Consider the following 17,483-nt stretch of genomic DNA (forward strand, 5'->3'; position numbering starts at 1 on the left):
GGTTGTCACTGTAGCGAAGGTTTTGCCGTCCATGCCGCCCGACTCGCCCGCCCATCCGACTTCCATCCGTTTCAGCCGTTTGCTGTTGACCGGCGCCGCTGGTGGGTTGGGCTGCACGCTGCGGCCGCGCCTGGCCGCCTATTGCCGGCGGTTGCGGCTGTCGGACATCGAAGCACTCGGCGAAGCCGCGGCCCATGAGGAGCTGCAGCCCGCACGGCTCGAAGACGCCACCGCGGTCCACGCACTGCTGGACGGGGTCGATGCGGTCGTGCACCTGGGCGGCGTGTCGACCGAACAGCCCTGGGCGCCGATCCTGCGCGCCAACATCGAGGGCGCCTTTCATCTCTACGAGGCCGCGCGCAAGCACGGCGTCAAACGCATCGTTTTCGCCAGCTCGAACCATGTGACCGGCTTCTACCGGCAAGACGAGGTGATCTCGCCGCATGACCCGGTGCGGCCCGACGGCCTGTACGGCCTGTCCAAGGCTTTTGGCGAGAACCTGGCCCGGCTGTACTTCGACCGCCACGGCATCGAAACGGTCTGCCTGCGCATCGGTTCGTCGTTCGCCGAGCCGAAGAACCGCCGCATGCTCGCCACCTGGCTCAGCTATGACGACCTGGAGCGGCTGGTGGTGGCCAGCCTCACCGCGCCGGTGGTGGGCTTCTCGGTCATCTACGGCCTGTCCGACAACACGACCGGCTGGTGGGACAACACCGGCGCCCGGCACATCGGCTACCGCCCCCAAGACAGCTCGGAGCCCTTTCGCGCCGCGCTCGAGGCGGCCGAGCCGACGCTGGACACCGGCGACCCCGCCGCGCTCTACCAGGGCGGTGCCTTCGTGCGCACCGGCCCGTTCGACTGAGGGCGCCGACGATGGACCGGCTGGTGCCCGGCCACCATGACAGCGTCGGCGAAAGCCCCTTGTGGCACGCCGGCGAAGCGGCCTGGTACTGGGTCGACATCGAAGGCTGCGCCTTGCGGCGCTGGCGCGGCGCACGCCTGCAGAGCTGGGCGCTCGGTGAGCGGATCGCCTGCCTCGCCTTGCATGCCGATGGGGGCCTCGTCGCCGGCCTCGAGGCCCGCATCGTGCATCTGCGCCCGCAGGACGACGGCGCGCCGGCCACCACCCCGTTGGCCGGCGTGACCCACTTGCTGCCGGGCATGCGCTTCAACGACGGCCGCTGCGACCGCGCCGGCCGCTTCTTCGCCGGCACGATGCTGCGCGACATGGCCGCCGCGCAGCACGTGGGCGCGCTGTACCGGCTGGATGCGCAGGGCCTGAGTGCGCCGCTGGTCGACGCGCTGATCGTGCCGAACGGGCTGGCCTTCAGCGCAGACAACCACACGATGTACCTCAGCGACAGCCACCCGCGCTCGCAGCAGATCTGGACCTTCGACCTCGACGCGCATGGCCGGCCGCTGAACCGGCGGCTGTTCGTCGACATGAACCAGCACCCCGGCCGGCCCGACGGCGCGGCGATCGACATCGACGGGTGCTACTGGATCTGCGCCAACGACGCCGGCCTCATCCACCGCTTCACGCCCGATGGCCGGCTGGACCGCTCGCTCGCCGTGCCGACGCCCAAGCCTTCGATGTGTAGCTTTGGTGGGCCCCACCTGGACGAGTTGCTGATCACCAGCATCCGGCCGCCGGGCGACACCAGCCCCGACGCCGGCGCCGTCTTCATCACCCGCCCCGGTATCCAAGGCCTGCCTGAAACGCCGTGGCGGCCTTGATCCCGTTCGCACCCCACACCATCAGACGCGGAGACAACCCATGCCCCATCCCACCCGTTTCTTCACCGCCTCGCTGCTGGTTTCGTTGATCGCGTGGGCGGCGCCCGCGCAGGCCACCGAATTCCGCTCGTCCGACATCCACCCGGACGACTACCCGACCGTGCAGGCCGTGCGCCACATGGGCGAGACCCTGGCCAAGGCGACCAACGGCAAGCACACGATCAAGGTCTATGCAAAATCCGCGCTCGGTGCCGAGAAGGACACGATCGAGCAGACCAAGCTCGGCGCGATCGCGATGACGCGCGTCAACGTCGCGCCGATGAACAACATCTGTCCGGCGACGATGGTGCCGACGATGCCGTTCCTGTTCCGCTCGACCGAGCACATGCGCAAGGTGCTGGACGGCGCGATCGGCGACGAGATCCTGAAGGACTGCGAAGCGCAGGGCTTCATCGGCCTCGCGTTCTACGACTCGGGCTCGCGCTCGATCTACACCGTCAAGAAGCCGGTGAAGACGCTGGCCGACGCCAAGGGCCTGAAGATCCGCGTGCAGCAGAGTGACCTGTGGGTCTCGCTGATCGACGCGATGGGCGCGAATGCCACGCCAATGCCGTTCGGCGAGGTCTACACCGCGCTGAAGACCGGCCTGGTCGATGCGGCCGAGAACAACTACCCGAGCTACGAGAGCTCGCGCCAGTTCGAAGTCGCCAAGTTCTACAACAAGACCGAGCACTCGATGGCGCCGGAGATCCTGCTGTTCTCCAAGCGCGTGTGGGACACGCTGCCGGCCAATGAGCAGCAGGCCATCCGCGCCGCGGCGAAGGAGTCGGTCGGCTACATGCGCAAGTTGTGGGACGAGCGCGAAGCGAAGTCGCTCGCCACCGTGAAGGCCGGCGGCGCGCAGGTCGTCGACGTCGACAAGGCCAGCTTCCAGGCGGCGATGAAGCCGGTCTACGACAAGTTCCTGAAAGACCCGAAGCTGCAGGATCTGGTCAAGCGCATCCAGGCCACTCAATGACCGACGCTGCCTTGATCGACCTGATCACCCCGCCGCGGGCGCCCGCCTACAGCCGGCTGTGCGCAGCGATCGCCCGCGTATGCATGCGCATCGGCATTGCCGGGCTGGTGCTGCTGGTGATCGCGGTGCTGTACCAGGTGGTCGGCCGCTATGTCTTCAACGACACGCCCACCTGGGCCGAGAGCGGCGCCGTGCTGCTGGTGCTGTACGTGACGATGCTGGGCATGGCGGTCGGCGTGCGCGAGGCCAGCCACATCGGGCTCGAATCGTTCCTGGTGCTGGCACCGGCCCAGGTTCGCCACACGATGGAATACATGATCCACGCGCTGGTCGGCACCTTCGGCCTGGTGATGGCGTGGAACTGCGCGTTGCTGGCCGAGTCGGTCGCGGGCTACAAGATCCCGACGCTGGGCATCTCCGAGGCCTTCAAGTACGCGCCGCCGGCGTTGGCCGGCGTGCTGGTCGCGATGTTCTCGCTCGAACACATCCTGGCCTTGGTCCGGGGCACCGAGGTCGAGTCGGCATGGTGATGCCAGGCTTTGCTCACCTCACGACAACGGACGACGCCTGATGGCACTGAGCATCCTGTGCATCAGCTTCACGCTGCTGCTGTTGATGGGCGTGCCGGTCGCGTTCTCGATCGGGCTGTCGGCGCTGGCCACGCTGCTGTACGAAGGGCTGCCGCTGGCCGTGGGCTTCCAGCAAATGATCTCGGGCATGAACCCGTTCTCGTTCCTGGCGATCCCGTTCTTCATCTTCGCCGGCGAGATCATGATGTACGGCGGCATCGCCGACTGCATCGTCGCGTTTGCCAAGAGCCTGGCCGGCCATGTGCGCGGCGGCCTGGGGATGAGCAACGTGCTGGCGTGCACGCTGTTCGGCGGTGTCTCCGGCTCGCCGGTGGCCGACGTGTCGGCGATGGGCGCGGTGCTGATCCCGCAGATGAAGAAAGATGGTTACCACGCCGACTACGCGGTCAACGTGACGACCCATGCCTCGCTGGTCGGCGCGCTGATGCCGACCTCACACAACCTGATCATCTTCGCGCTCGCGGCCAGCGGCAAGGTCAGCATCGCCGCGCTGATCCTGGCCGGCATCGTGCCCGCGCTGCTGCTGACGGCCTGCAACCTGGTCGCCGCCTATGCGGTGGCGGTCAGGCGTGGCTACCCGGCCGGCACCTTCCCCGGCTGGGCCATCGTCGGCCGTTCGTTCGCGCAGGCGCTGCCGGGGCTCGCGGTGGTCGCGATCATCGTCGCCGGCATCCTGTCCGGCGCGTTCACCGCCACCGAGTCGGCCTCGGTCGCGGTGCTGTGGGCGCTGTTCCTCGCTGCCATCGTCTACAAGAAGCTGACGCGCGAGCAGTTCATGAAGGCCGCCGCGAAGGCGGTCAAGACCACCGGCACCGTGCTGCTGCTGATCGGCATCTCGTCGATGTTCGGTTACCTGATCGGGCTGTACGGCGTGGCGGAACTCACCGGCAAGCTGCTCGCGTCGATGAGCTCCGAGCCGTGGGTGATCTTCCTGCTCGTCAACGTGATCCTGTTCGTGCTCGGCACCTTCCTCGACATGGCGGCGACGATCCTGATCTGCACGCCGATCTTCCTGCCGATCTGCCAGCAGTTCGGCATGAGCACCGAGCAATTCGGCGTCGTGATGCTGATCAACTGTGCGCTGGGCCTGAACACGCCGCCGGTGGGCACTACCCAGTTCGTCGGCTGCGCGATCGGCGGCGTCTCGGTCGGCACGGTGATGAAGACGATCTGGCCGTTCTACGGCGGGCTGATCGTCGCGCTGATGCTGGTCACCTATGTGCCGGCGGTTTCGATGGGGTTGCCCAACCTGCTGCTGAACGGCGGCTCGCCCTGAGCCGCTGACCACCTTCCCCGGCAGCGCCCGTGAAGGGCGGCACGGGCCTTCGTGCGAGCCCTGCTTGTCGCGCGAAACGGCGCCGTGCTGTAATTCTCCGATGGCTGCAGAGCACGGTGCCGTTGCCTTCTGGTTGGCCATGGCGGTCGTCCTGGGGCTGCTGGCCCTGCTCTGGGGCTTGACGATGCGCCGCATCGTTGCGCGGCGCACCCGTGAGCTGGTCGATGAACGCCAGCGCCTGCACACCCTCGTCAGCACGCTGCCCGACCTGGTGTGGCTGAAAGACCTGCAAGGCGTCTACCGCTTTTGCAACCCCGCGCTGGCCCACCTGCTGGGTCGTCGTGAAGAAGACGTGCTCGGTCGCGTCGATGCCGACTTGACCACCCATGCACGTGCCGAGGACTTTCGCCGCAACGACCTCGCCGCGTTGGCGGCGGACGGCCCGATCCGCATCGAGCAACAGATGCCCGGCCCGGATAACGAGATGGGCTCGTACGAGGTCATCAAAACACCGCTGCGCGACTCCACCGGCCGGGTGATCGGCGTGCTTGGGGTGGCACGAGACATGAGCGTGCAGCGCGCGGCCGAGCGGCGGCTGATCCGCATCAACCGGCTCTACAAGGTGCTGACCGAGGTCAACAGCCTGATCGCCGCCCGGCCGAGCCGCCGCCGCTTGTTCGAGCAGGTCTGCCAGGTGGTGGTCGACGACGGCGGGCTGCCGCTGGCCTGGATCGGCGAGCCGGACCCGGTGCGTCGCCTGCTGCGCCCGGTCGCACGCGCCGGTGACGCCGCGGCGTACGCCGACCAGACCAGGCTGTCCATGGACGACGATGCCCATGGCCGTGGGCCCGGCGGCCGCGCGTTCCGCGAAGGCCAGCCGCGCGTCGCGCACGACTTTGGCCGCGACGACAGCATGGCGCCGTGGCGCGAGCTGGCGCAGCGCTTCGGGCTGGCAGCGGCCGGCGGCTTTCCGATCAAGGTCGGCGATGACACGCGCGCGGTGCTGCTGGTCTATTCGCGCCAGCCCGACTTCTTCGACGATGAGCAGGTCGAGTTGCTGGCCCGGCTGGGCTCCCAGCTCGGCCTGGCCTGGGGTGCGGCCGAGGCCGAGGCCAACCGCGAACAGGCGATGCATGCGCTGCGCCAGAGCGAGGCCCGCTTTTCGGTGCTGTTCCAGACCAGCCCGGTCGGCCTGGCGCTGGGCCTGATGAGCGACCAGCGCTTCGCCGATGTCAACCGCGCCTGGCTGCAGATGTTCGGCTATGACCGCGATGAGGTTCTGGGTCACAACGGCGTCGGCCTGGGACTGTGGTGCGACCTCGACCTGCGCTCGACCGCCCTGGCCCGGCTGAAGGAACAAGGCCATCTCGACGTCATCGAGTCGCGCTTTCGGCGCAAGGACGGCACGGTGTGCGACGTTGCGTTTGCCGCGGTGCGGGTCAAGATCGGCGCCGACGACTGCATGCTGTGCAGCTTCGTCGACATCACGCTGCAGCGCGAGGCCACCCGACTGCTGGCGCAGCAGGCACAGGATCTGGAGCAGGAGGTCTCGCGCCGCAGCCTGGAGCTGAACAGCATCTTCCAGGCCCTGCCCGACCTGTACTTCCGCATGGCTGCCGACGGCACCATCCTCGACCACCGCACCAGCCGGCCCGAAGACTTGTCGGTGCCACCCGAGCAATTGCGCGGCCACCGCATGCCCGAGCTGCTGCCGCCCGAGGCCAGCGCGCTGGTTTCGGACGCGCTGCGTCAGGTGGCCGTCGGCGCCTCGATGCACTCGATCGAATATGCCCTGCCCTTCGAGGGCGGCGAGCGCCACTTCGAAGCCCGCTTCCTTCCGGCGGGCGACGGCGAGGTGGTGGCCGTGGTGCGCAACATCTCTGAACGCCGTGCGTTGGAGCAGGCCCGCGAGGCGGCCCGGCTGGAAGCCGAGCGCATCGCACGCCAGCGCAGCGAATTCCTGGCGACGATGAGCCACGAGATCCGCACGCCACTGAACGGCATCCTCGGTTTCGCGCAGATCGGCTTCGACCAGACCTTCGGCCAGCCGGCGCAGGCCGGCTACGCCCGGATCCTCGAATCGGGCCGCCTGCTGCTGGGCGTGGTCAACGACGTGCTCGACTATTCGAAGATCGAGGCCGAGCGGCTGGACATCGAGTCGATCCCGGTCGACCCGGTCGAGACGACCGAAGGCGCGGTGGCGCTGGTGCGCGACAGCGCGCTGGCCAAGGGATTGACGCTCGACGTCACGCGCAGCCAGGACCTGCCCGCAGCCTGCCTGACCGATCCACTGAGGCTGCAACAGATTCTGGCCAACCTGCTGTCCAACGCGGTCAAGTTCACCAACCAGGGCGGCATCCGGGTCTGGGTCGGGCGCGACGGGGACGCGCTGGTCTTTCGTGTCACCGACACCGGCATCGGGATGAGCGACGACCAGGTCGACCAGCTCTTCATCGCCTTTCGCCAGGCCGACTCGTCGACCACCCGGCGCTACGGCGGCACCGGTCTCGGGCTGGCGATCAGCCGCCGGCTGGCTGAACTGATGGGGGGCCGGCTGGCCGCACGCTCGGCACCGGGCCGGGGCAGCGAGTTCGAACTGCGGTTGCCACTGCGCGAGGCACGCTTGCCGCCGGCGCTGCTGCCCGGCCCGGCCCGCACGGCAGCGTCGGGCCGGCCGTTGCAGGGCATGCGCCTGCTGGTGGCCGAAGACAATCTCGTCAATCAGATGGTCATCGAGCAGTTGCTGACCCGGGCCGGCGCGCAGGTGCGGATGGCCGGCGACGGGGCCGAGGCGGTAGGGCTGGTCCGCCAGACGCCAGGCGAGTTCGACGTCGTGCTGATGGACGTGCAAATGCCGGTGATGGACGGCATCGAGGCGACCCGTCGCATTGCCGAGTTGGCGCCCGGCTTGCCCGTCGTCGGCCAAACCGCCCACGCGATGCCGGAAGAGCGCGCACAGTGCCTGGCCTGCGGCATGGTGGCGCATGTGGCCAAGCCGATCGAGATCGACCGGTTGATCGCCACGCTGCGAACCGTCGTCGGCGTGCAGCGGCCTGCTTGAGCCTGTCGCGCCTGGCCCAGCCGCCCGAACGCCCGCCGGTGGCCGGGGACGGCCCGGGCAACGGTTGCCCGTCGCTCAGGTCAGGTCCCTGACAGATGTCCGCACCGGCCGCTCAGTTCGTGTACAGCCGGTTCGCCGGCACAGCCACGTGGCTGCTGCTGCCCGGCACGCGCCAGCGCCAGCGCATCTCGCTGTAGCCGCCGTTCTCGTAGTACTCCAGCGTCACCGTGTAGCGGCGGCCGGCGGTCAGGCTGATGCCGCCCGAGGTGTTGGTCGTCGAGCCGTGGTCGGTCCAGTTGCTGATCAAGGTCGTGCCGTTGACGCTGAGCCGCACGCCGTCGTCCGACACCGTCTGGAAGGTGTAGACGCCGCTGACGGTCGGCTCGATCGTGCCGGTCCAACGGACCGAGAAGTTGTCGCTGCCGACACCGGTGCCTGGTGAACCCGTGGCCCAGTTGAAGTCGACCGCCTCGGTGCGCGTCAGTGCCGGCGTGCCGCTGAGGCTGCGGTTGTTGAAGTAGCTGCCGAGCAGGCCGGTGCCACCGACGATGCTGGGCGTCAGCTGCGCAGCGGGGATCGCCGCGAACGTGGTCGCGCCCGGCGGCAGCCAGTGCAGGCGCATCACCGCACCGCCGCCCCGCTCGTAATACTCGAGGCGGATGTCGGCCGGTGCGCCAGCGGTCAACGCGATCGCTGCACTGGTATTGGTGGTCGGCGCATGGTCGGTCCAGTTGTCGATCACCAGCGCACCGTTGACCCACAGCCGAACACCGTCGTCGGACGAGGTTCGCAGCGTGTACAGGCCGCTGGTCGGCGCGATCAGCTTGCCGGTCCAACGGACCGAGAAGTAGTCGGCCGGGATGCCGGCGGCCGGAGCACCGCCGCCCCAGTCGAAGTCGACCGCTTCGTTGCGCAACACGGTGTAGCCGCCGCTCAGGCTGATGTTGTTGAAGTACTGGCCGCTCAGGCCGCTGCCACCGCCCGAGGGGCCGGTGGGCGCCGAGACTTCGTCACCGCCGATTTCTCGCAAGTAGGCGACGAGGTTGCTCATGTCGTTACCGCTCATCACGACGCCACGGTGCGCCGCCACGGCGGCATCGAGCGTTGCGGCCGAGCCGTCGTGCAGGTACGGTGCAGTCGCCCACACGTCGCGCAGCGTCGGCACGTCCAGCCCCGTCAGCGCGCCACCCAGGCGCTGGCCGCTGGTCGGCTTGAGCGTGCCGACATCGACGGGGCCCAGGCTCCCCGAGCGGCTGAAGCTCTGGCCCGCATGACAGGCCGCGCAGTTGTGGGCCTGGAAAACGGCCTTGCCGGCCGAGGCCGCGCTGCTGAGCGCGCCGGGCTCCGGACGCGCCGGGCTCGGGTCGAAGGTCGACAACGAGGCGACATAGGCCGCCAGCGCGTCGAGGTCGGCGCTCTGGCCGGCCTTCGCGTCACCCAACGGCTGGCTGCGGGTGCCGGCGAAGTACGCGGCGTCGCTCATCAGGCCGGTGCCGCCATGCAAGCGGCGGATCTGGCCCTCGAAGTCTTGCAGTTCGTCGAAGTTGGCACTCCAGTGCAGCGGGCCCTGGCCCATCGCCGTCCGGCCGCGCAGGTTGATCGTGTTGCGCAGGCCCTCGCCGCCGTCGCTCAGGTCCCAGACGCGACCGTCGGCGGCGCCATCGTGGTGGCACGCGGCGCAGCTGACATAGCGGTCGCGGGACAGCCGGATATCACGGGCGTCGTAGAACAGGCGCTTGCCCTGCAACACCTGCGCGCCGAGCTTGTCGACCGCCACGGTTGACAGCGTTGCGGCGACCGGCAGGTTCAGCTGGCCACGCTCGACCAGCGGCTTCAGATCGATGATGCTGACCGTGCGGTCCATGAAGTTGCTGACCAGCAGGCTCAAGCCATCCGGCGACAGTGCCAGGCCTTGCGGCGCGCGACCGACGTCCACACGCAGCAGCTGCGAGCGCGTGTGCGCATCGAGCAGCGCGACTTCGCGGCTGGTTTCGAGCGCGACGAAGAGGTAGACGCCGCGAGGGTCGAACACCGCGGCACTGGCCAGGCCGGCGTTGTCGTGGTCGACGCGGCCATTCAGGTCTTCCGCCTGCGCCGCCAGGTCGACGCGCGAGCTGATCGCGCGGATCGTGTTCTGGAAGTTCAGCGGCAGGCCGTCGCGGCGCGCACCGCGCTTGACGTTGTCCTGCTTGCTCGGCACGAAGCCCTGTGTGCCGTCCGGTGAGATCGCCAACGCACCGAGATAGTTCGGAATGCCGCGGCCTTGCGTCTCCGCGTCGACCTTGTCCGAGTGCTGCAGCACGATGGTGCGCTGCAAGCTCATGGCCGCTGCGTCGATCACCAGCAACTGGCCGCCGGTGGCGGCGGTCGGCGAGACGGTGGCGGTGCCTTCGCCGGGCAGCGGCGGCGTCACGAAGCGCGAGACGTAGACCTTCGAGCCGTCGCCGCTGACCGCCACATGGCGCGCATGCGGGCCGACGGCGAGTGCGCCGGTCTGGCCGCGGTTGGCGGTGTCGAAGCGCAGCAGCTGGCCGCTCGCCTCGAGCGTGACGAAGGCCTGTGTGCCACTGGGTGACATCGCCACCGCGTAGGGTTGCGAGCCCCGCGGCAGTGCGATCGTCGCCGTCACGGTGAAGCTGTTGGGGTCGATGACGCTCAGGCTCGCGCCACGCAGGTTCGCCACCCAGATGCGGCCATCGGCGGCACGTGCCAGCGTGCGCGGCGCAGCGCCGACATGGACCTCGGCCAGCTTGGTCCGGCCGGCCAGGTCGAACACGCTGACGCTGTCGTTGTCGGGGTTGACGACCCATACGCGCGTGTTGACGCCGGTCTGTGCCTCGGTCAGCACCGGGCCCGACGAGGTCGGCGGCAACGCGGTCGGCGGCAGGTAGACCGCCTGCAGAAAGCTCTGGCTCTGTCGGGTGCCATAGGCGTCGCGCACGGTGACGGTGGCGAAGTAAGTGCCGGCGCGCGTGTAGGTATGGCTCGCGCCGCCGCCATCCGACCATTCGGTGGACGGACTGCCGTCTCCGAAGTTCCACTGGTACTGCACACCGTTGCCGGAGGCGCTGGCGTTGAAGCTCGCATCGGCGCCGGACTGCACCGGCCCCGCCGGTACGACCGGGCTGAGCTGCAGCAAGACGTCGCCGTTGACCTGCCAGGTGAAGGTGGTCGATGCGGCGTTGTAGCCGTCGCTGACGCCGAGCACGACGTCGTAGCTGCCTACCTGCGTCGGCTGGCCGGTGATGCGGCCGGTCGCCACGTCAATCGACAGACCGGGCGGCAGGCCGGCGGCGCTGTAGCTCAGCGTGTCACCGTTCGGGTCGCTGGCCTGCAAGGCCAGGTCGACCGAAGTGCCGATCGTGCTGGTCTGGTGGGACGGCGTCGCCAGCACCGGCACGACCGCCGGGTTGGGGTTGCTGGCGACGCCCATGAACAGCAGCTTGGCGACCGACGGCACGCCGTTGGCGTCGAAGACGAACAGCTGGTAATAGCCCGGCGGCGCATCGGCGGCGCGGGTCGGTGCCTGCACGCGCAGGCGGTTGCCTTCGGCGCGGAACGGCAGCTCGACGAAGCGCTGCTCCATGTTCCAGCCGTGTGTCGTCGAGCCGGTCTTGACCAGCGTGACACGGCTGATCGTGCTGGTGCTGTCGACATCGACGGTCACGGTCTTGCCGACCTGCAGGTAGTCCGGCGTCGCGACGATGGCCGGCCGGGGCGCTTCGTGGCCGTCGGCGGTGAACAGGTACGGCGGGTAGTAGATCTCGGCGTTGAGGTTGTTCAACGGGCCTGGCGCGCCGCCACCGGCCACCAGCACGGTGGCGTCGGGCAGCAGCAGCGCGTTCGAGTGGTACAGCCGCGCGACCGCGCCGGTGGCACCGACCGTCCACTGGCCGGTCTGCGGGTTCCAGATCTCGGCGCTGAGCGCCGCGTTGTTGATGTCGTTCCAGACCGGGCTGCCACCAGTGGCCAGCACGCGCCCGTCGGCCAGCACCGTGGCGGTGGCGAGGCGGCGTTGTGAAGCCATCGAATGGGTCGGCGTGACGACCGGTGCGCCGCCGGTGATGTCGATCACCGCCGCACCGTTGGAGGCGCCGCCGAACTGCAGGATGCGCCCGGGGCGGAACATCGCCGCGCTCGCGTCCGAGCCGCGGTACGCGCCAGCGAACTGCCCGGCCATCGTCAGCGCGCCGCTGCCCGTGTCCAGGTAGTACATGCGGCCGTTGCTGTCGTAGCCGAACACCCGGCCGTCGGGAGCCACGAAGTTGCGCGGGTACATGAAGTCCAGGCCGCTGGTGTCGGCGTTGTGCAGCAACCGGAAGGTGCCGTCACGACCGCGGATCTCCGGTCGGTCGGTACCGCCCGAGCCGCCCTGCACCAGCACCTCGCCGTTGAGCAGCACGGTCGAGCTGGAGTACCAGCGCGCCCGGTTCATGTTGACGCCGCGCGTCAACGAACTGTCGGCGACGCTCAGCAGGTTGCTGTTGTTGTTGCCGGTGTTGGTCGTCGCGCTGCCGGTCCAGTTGTCGCCGCCGGCAATGAAGACCCGTGTCGACGCCGCATCGGGCAGCAGCACCTGCGAGCTGCAGAAGATGTCGGTCGCGGTGCCGTTGGCCAGCGTGGTGTGGCCGCTGTCGACCGGCTGGGTGCTGTCCCACAGGTCGTAGTTGAAGAAGCCCGTCTGCTGGCCGTCCGGCTTGGTGCCGTAGCTCATCACGCGGCCGTCGGGCATCAGCACCGCGTGCACAGCGATCACCGGCCAGTTGGCCAGGCGCCCGAACATGCCTTTCTGGGTCGCATCGGCGGGGATGGTCATGCTGGTCGGCACGACATTCATCGCGCGAGCACGCCGGTCGAAACCCGCTGCTTTCGAAGACGACTCACCGCTGGCCGGTTCGATGTCGCCGCCACACGAACTGAGCACCCAGGCGCCGATCAGCGCCCACGCGCCCGCGCGCCAGCCGCGCGCCGGCGCGTATTCCCAAAACTTCGCTTGCATACCCCCGCCCTCCAGCGGTCAACCCGTCTCTCTCTCAGGGGCGCGATTGTCGGCAAGCCGTTACAACTGCAGTCCCCTTGTTCCAGGGGGTTGCTTGTGCGCTTGTGCACAGTTTGTGGAGTTAGGGCGTCACGTAACCGATTACATGGCGGACACCTCAGCCAACGCATCAGTTGGCATACAGCTTGTCGAGCGGAATCGACACATAGGTCGCTGTGCCGGGAGGTTTCCAGCGCAGCCGGATTTCGGCCGGGCCGCTGTTGTCGAAGTACTCCAGGGTCACAGCCACGCGCTGGCCCGCGCTCAACGCGACCTTCTTCGAGGTGTTGATCGTCGAGGTGTGCGTGGTCCAGTTGCCGATCGTCTTCACGCCGTTGATCCACAGCCGCACACCGTCGTCGGACATCGTCTGGAAGAAGTAGTTGCCGGTGACCGGCACGTCGATCGTGCCAGTCCAGCGGGCCGAGAACAGGTCTGCGCGCACGCCAGGGCCGGGCGCGGCAGCGCCCCAGTCGAAGTCCACCGCCTCGGTACGCGCCAGCACCGGCGTGCCGGTCAGCTTCTTGTTGTTGAAGTACTGGCCCTGCAGGCCGCTGCCCGGCGCGGGTGCCACCGTTTCCTCGCCGCCGATTTCGCGCAGGTAGGCCACGAGGTTGCTCAGTTCGTTGGCGTTCAGCACGAGACCCGGGTGCGCGCTGACGGCCGCATCGAGCGTCGCGGCCGAGCCGTCGTGCAGATACGGTGCACTGGCCCACACGTCGCGCAGCGTCGGGATGTCGATGCCGGTGAGCGGCCCGCCGAGGCGTTGGCCGCTGGTGGCCTTGAGCGTGCCGATGTCGACCAGGTCCATCGTCGCCGAGTTGGTGAAGCCTGCGCCGCCGTGGCAGAGCGCGCAGTTCTGCGCCTTGAACACGGCCCTGCCGGCCACCGCAGCCGGGCTCGGCGCATCGCTGGCCGGGCGACTCGGGCTGGCATCGAAGGTGTCCAGCGACCTGACATAGGTGGCCAGCGCGTCGAGATCGGCGCTGACGCCGGCCTTCGCATCGCCCAGCGGCTGGCTGCGCGTGCCGGTGAAGTAGGCAGCGTCGCTCATCAGCCCGGTGCCTCCGGCCAGGCGGCGGATCTGGGCTTCGAAATCCTGCAGTTCGTCGAAGTTGCCACTCCAGTGCATCAACCCCTGGCCCACCGCCGCTCGGCCGCGCAGGCTGACCGTGTTGCGCAGGCCCTCGCCGGCGTCGCTCAAGTCCCAGGTGCGGCCATCGTTGCCGCCATCGTGGTGACAGGTGGCGCAGCTCATGTAGCCATCGCGCGCAAGACGCGGGTCGCGCGCATCGTGGAACAGCTGTTTGCCGAGCAGCACCTGCGGTGCCAGCGGCTCGTTGGTGACGCTGTTGACGGCCGGTGCCAACGGCGGCACGCTCAGCTGGCCCATCTGCACCAACGGCCGCAGATCGAAGGCATCGACCGAGCGGTCCATGTAGTTGCCGACGAACAGTGTCAGGCCGTCCGGCGACAGCGCCAGGCCACGCGGCGCGCGGCCCACGTCCAGGCGCAACAGTTGTTGCCGCGAATGGGCGTCGAGCAATGCCACTTCGCGGCTGGTTTCAAGCGCAACGAACAGGAGCACGCCGCTCGGGTCGAACAACGCGGCGCTCGCCAGGCCCGCGTTGTCGTGGTCGATACGCGCGGCCAGATCTTCCTGCTGGCTCGCCAGCACGATGCGCGAGCTGATCGCGCGCACGGTGTTCTGGAAGTTCAGCGGCAGCCCATCGCGCTGCTGGCCACGCAGCACGTTGTCCTGCTTCGACGGCACGAAGGCTTGGCTGCCGTCCGGGCTCAGCACCGGTGCGCCCAGGTAGTTCGGCAAGCCGCGGCCCTGGTTCTCGAAATCCGGCTTGTCGCTGTGCCGCAGCACGATCGTGCGCACGAGGCTCATTGAGCCGGCATGGACGACCCAGACTTCGCCGCCGGTGGACGATGTCGGCGCGACCGTCGCCGTCGCTTCGCCGGGCAGCGGGGCGCTGACGAAACGCGACACATGCAGACTCGCCCCATCGCCGCTGATCGCCAGGCCGCCGGGCTGCGGCCCCAATGCCAGCAAACCGGTCTGCGCAAAGCTGGTGGTGTCCAGACGGATCAGTTGGCCGGTGGCGCCGAGCGTGACGAAAGCCTGCGCGCCCGACGGGGACATCACGATGCCGTGCGGCTGCGAGGCCCGCGGCATCATCAAGGTGGCCATCACGCTCAGCGACGACGGGTCGATCACGCTGACACTGGCACTGCGTTGGTTGGCGACCCAGAGGCGGCCGTCACCGGCTCGCGCGAGCGTGCGGGGGGCGGCGCCCACCACGATCTCGGCCAGCTTGTCGCGGCTGGCCGCATCGAACACGCTGACGCTGTCGCTGTCGGTGTTGACCACCCACAACCGCGGGTTGCCGCCAGCCGGGGTCTCGACCAACAGGCTGGTCGCCGACGTGGGCGGGGCGCCACTGACCGGCAGTTGCACGCGCTGCACGAAGCCCTGGCTCTGTTGGTTGCCGCTGCCGTCGCGCACCGTGACGGTGACGCTGAACAGCCCTGCGCGGTCGTAGACATGGCTGGCATGGCCGTCGCTGGACCAATCGGTCGGCGGCGAGCCGTCACCGAAGTTCCATTTGAACTGCACCTGGTAGCCGCTGGCCGCCGCGACGACCTCCAGCTGGTTGCCGGCCACCGTCATGCCCGGCGGCGGCAGCGGCTCGAGCTGCAGCGGCACGCTGCCGCTGATCTGCCAGGTCAGGTTGATCGACGCGTTGTTGTAGCCGTCGGTCACCGCCAGCGTCACGTCGTAGCTGCCGGTCGCGTTCGGCGCGCCGGTGATGCGGCCGGTGTCGGCATTGATCGACAGGCCCGTCGGCAGGCCGGCGGCGCTGTAGCGCAGCACGTCGCCGTTCGGGTCGCTGGCGCTCGGCGTCAGGTCGACCGTCGAGCCCAGGCTGCTTTGCTGGTTGCCCGGCGACGCCAGCACCGGCGTCACCTCAGGGTTCGCGATCGGCGCGACGCCGAGGTTCAGGATGCGCGCGGTCGACGGCACCCCGGCCGCGTCGAGCACGAACAGCATGTAGTAGCCGGGCGGCACGTCGGCAGCGCGTGTCGGCGCCTGCGCGTAGAGGCGGCTGCCTTCGGCGCGGAACGGCAGCTCGACGAAGCGCTGGTCCATGTTCCAGCCGTGCGTGACCGAACCGGTCTTGACCAGCACGACGCGGCCGATCGCCGAGCCGCTTTGCACGTCGATCGGGATCGTCTTGCCGACCTGCAGGGAGTCCGGCGTGCCGGTGATCGCCGGGCGCGGCGCCTCCTGGCCGTTGGCTGTGAACAGGTACGGTGGGTGGTAGATCTCGGCATTGAGGTTGGTCAGCGGGCCCGGTGCACCGCCGCCGGCGACCAGCACGGTCGCATCGGGCAACAACAGCGCGGTCGAGTGGTACAGCCGCGGCACGGCCCCGGCCGCGCCGACCGTCCATTGCCCTGTCTGCGGGTTCCAGATCTCGGCGCTCAGAGCGGCGTCGGCGGCGTCGTTCCAGACCGGGCTGCCGCCGGTGGCGAGCACCCGGCCATCGGCCAGCACGGTGGCGGTGGCCAGGCGCCGCTGCGACGACATCGTGGTCATGCCCGACAACACCGGCGACGCACCGTTGATGTCGATCACCACCGACTTGTTCGAGAAGCCGCCCAGTTGCAGGATGCGGCCGGGCCGGAACATCGCCGCAGTCGCGTCGGTGCCGATGATCGCATCGCCGATCTGGCCGGCCATCGTCAACACGCCCGTCGCCGTGTTGACGTAGTACATGCGGCCGAAACTGTCGAAACCGAACACCCGGCCATCGGGCGCGACGACGTTGCGCGGGTAGTAGAAATCGAGCGTGCTGGTGTCGGTCGCGAGCAGCCGGTAGCTGCCGTCGGCACCGCGGATCTCGGGGTGGTCGGTGCCGCCCCAGCCGCCCTGGACATAGACCTCGCCATTGGTCAGCACCGTCGAGCTCGCGTACCAGCGCGCGGCCTGTGTGTCGGCGCCGCGGCTCAGCGTGTTGGTGACGGGGTCGAAGATCGTGCTGCGGCTGTTGCCGGTGTTGGTGGTGCTGTCGCCGACCCAGTTGTCGCCGTTGGAGATGACGACCTGCGGCACCGACCCCTTGCCGTTCAACGGCACCAGCACCTGCGAGCTGCAGAACAGGTCGGTCGCCGTCATGTTCGGCAGCGTCAGGTGGCCGGCGTCGGGCGACCGGGTGCTGTCCCAGACGTCATAGTTGAAGTAGCCGGTCTGCTGGCCGTCGGGCTTGGTGCCGTAGCTCATCACTCGGCCGTCGGGCAACAGCACCGCGTGGATGGCGATCAGCGGCCAGTTGTACAGCGGCGAGAACACGCCCTTCTGTGCGGCGTCGGCGGGGATGTCGGTGCCGGCAGGCAAGCCCGCCGTGCGAAGGCGTCCGGCGCCAGGCGTCGCTTGTTGGGCCGGTGGGGCCGGTGGGGTTTGCTGCGACTGCTCGGCCTGCCGGACGCGGGCATAGCGGGCCTCGGCGTCATCGTCGACGCCTCCGCCGCCGCATGAGCTGAGCAGTGCGGCGACCCCCACCGACCCAAGCCATGCCGCGGCCCCACCGGCGAGCGCCGGCCGGCGCGGGGCGGCGTGCCCTGCCAGCTTTGCCTTGCGGCTCATTCGAATACCCTCCGCGGCCCTTGAAAGGGCTCGTCTGAACGGAGGATCGTGAACGAACTGTTACGACATGACCATCCCCAGGACACGGGAGCATCCGGGGCGGGCT

Annotated in this window: 8 protein-coding genes; 6 read left to right on the top strand and 2 right to left on the bottom strand. The window is 69.0% G+C overall.

The annotated features are described in order from the left end of the window. Window positions 1-31 precede the first annotated feature (31 nt). The 6 genes from VFY73_RS16595 to VFY73_RS16620 all read left to right on the top strand — a co-directional run bounded on the left by VFY73_RS16595 (window position 32) and on the right by VFY73_RS16620 (window position 7,682). Window positions 32-862: an NAD(P)-dependent oxidoreductase gene (locus VFY73_RS16595; RefSeq protein ID WP_329720715.1), complete on the top strand. Its 831-nt coding sequence runs from the start codon at window positions 32-34 to the stop codon at window positions 860-862. Between the two features lie 11 nt (window positions 863-873). Beyond that, window positions 874-1,737 (top strand): SMP-30/gluconolactonase/LRE family protein, encoded by an 864-nt coding sequence (locus VFY73_RS16600; RefSeq protein WP_329720717.1) that lies wholly within the window; start codon window positions 874-876, stop codon window positions 1,735-1,737. Window positions 1,738-1,777: 40 nt separating this feature from the next. Further along, window positions 1,778-2,755 carry a TRAP transporter substrate-binding protein gene (locus tag VFY73_RS16605; RefSeq protein ID WP_329720719.1) on the top strand — a complete coding sequence of 326 codons (978 nt, stop codon included), beginning with the start codon at window positions 1,778-1,780 and terminating at the stop codon, window positions 2,753-2,755. Beyond that, the gene (locus VFY73_RS16610) at window positions 2,752-3,285 is read left to right on the top strand and encodes a TRAP transporter small permease (RefSeq protein ID WP_329720721.1); all 534 of its coding nucleotides are present in this window, start codon (window positions 2,752-2,754) and stop codon (window positions 3,283-3,285) included. The genes VFY73_RS16605 and VFY73_RS16610 overlap by 4 nt, the downstream gene beginning before the upstream one ends. A gap of 40 nt (window positions 3,286-3,325) precedes the next feature. After that, complete coding sequence (locus VFY73_RS16615) at window positions 3,326-4,621, top strand: TRAP transporter large permease (protein ID WP_329720723.1); 1,296 nt, start codon at window positions 3,326-3,328, stop codon at window positions 4,619-4,621. A 100-nt stretch (window positions 4,622-4,721) separates the two neighbouring features. After that, window positions 4,722-7,682 (top strand): PAS domain-containing protein, encoded by a 2,961-nt coding sequence (locus VFY73_RS16620; protein ID WP_329720725.1) that lies wholly within the window; start codon window positions 4,722-4,724, stop codon window positions 7,680-7,682. 112 nt (window positions 7,683-7,794) lie between these two features. Here the strand turns inward: VFY73_RS16620 and VFY73_RS16625 are convergent, their stop codons facing one another. Then, entirely contained in the window at window positions 7,795-12,681 is a 4,887-nt protein-coding gene (locus VFY73_RS16625; protein ID WP_329720727.1) for a PA14 domain-containing protein, read from the bottom strand. A 169-nt stretch (window positions 12,682-12,850) separates the two neighbouring features. Then, window positions 12,851-17,377 (bottom strand): PA14 domain-containing protein, encoded by a 4,527-nt coding sequence (locus tag VFY73_RS16630; protein WP_329720729.1) that lies wholly within the window; start codon window positions 17,375-17,377, stop codon window positions 12,851-12,853. Window positions 17,378-17,483: the final 106 nt, after the last annotated feature.

Source organism: Ideonella sp. (assembly GCF_036277275.1).
Classification (GTDB): domain Bacteria; phylum Pseudomonadota; class Gammaproteobacteria; order Burkholderiales; family Burkholderiaceae_C; genus Ideonella.

Bases quoted from the DNA above. Each gene is read 5' to 3' on its own strand.
- VFY73_RS16595 (WP_329720715.1), top strand. From the start codon at position 32: ATGCCGCCCGACTCGCCCGCCCATCCGACTTCCATCCGTTTCAGCCGT.
- VFY73_RS16600 (WP_329720717.1), top strand. From the start codon at position 874: ATGGACCGGCTGGTGCCCGGCCACCATGACAGCGTCGGCGAAAGCCCC.
- VFY73_RS16605 (WP_329720719.1), top strand. From the start codon at position 1,778: ATGCCCCATCCCACCCGTTTCTTCACCGCCTCGCTGCTGGTTTCGTTG.
- VFY73_RS16610 (WP_329720721.1), top strand. From the start codon at position 2,752: ATGACCGACGCTGCCTTGATCGACCTGATCACCCCGCCGCGGGCGCCC.
- VFY73_RS16615 (WP_329720723.1), top strand. From the start codon at position 3,326: ATGGCACTGAGCATCCTGTGCATCAGCTTCACGCTGCTGCTGTTGATG.
- VFY73_RS16620 (WP_329720725.1), top strand. From the start codon at position 4,722: ATGGCTGCAGAGCACGGTGCCGTTGCCTTCTGGTTGGCCATGGCGGTC.
- VFY73_RS16625 (WP_329720727.1), bottom strand. From the start codon at position 12,681: ATGCAAGCGAAGTTTTGGGAATACGCGCCGGCGCGCGGCTGGCGCGCG.
- VFY73_RS16630 (WP_329720729.1), bottom strand. From the start codon at position 17,377: ATGAGCCGCAAGGCAAAGCTGGCAGGGCACGCCGCCCCGCGCCGGCCG.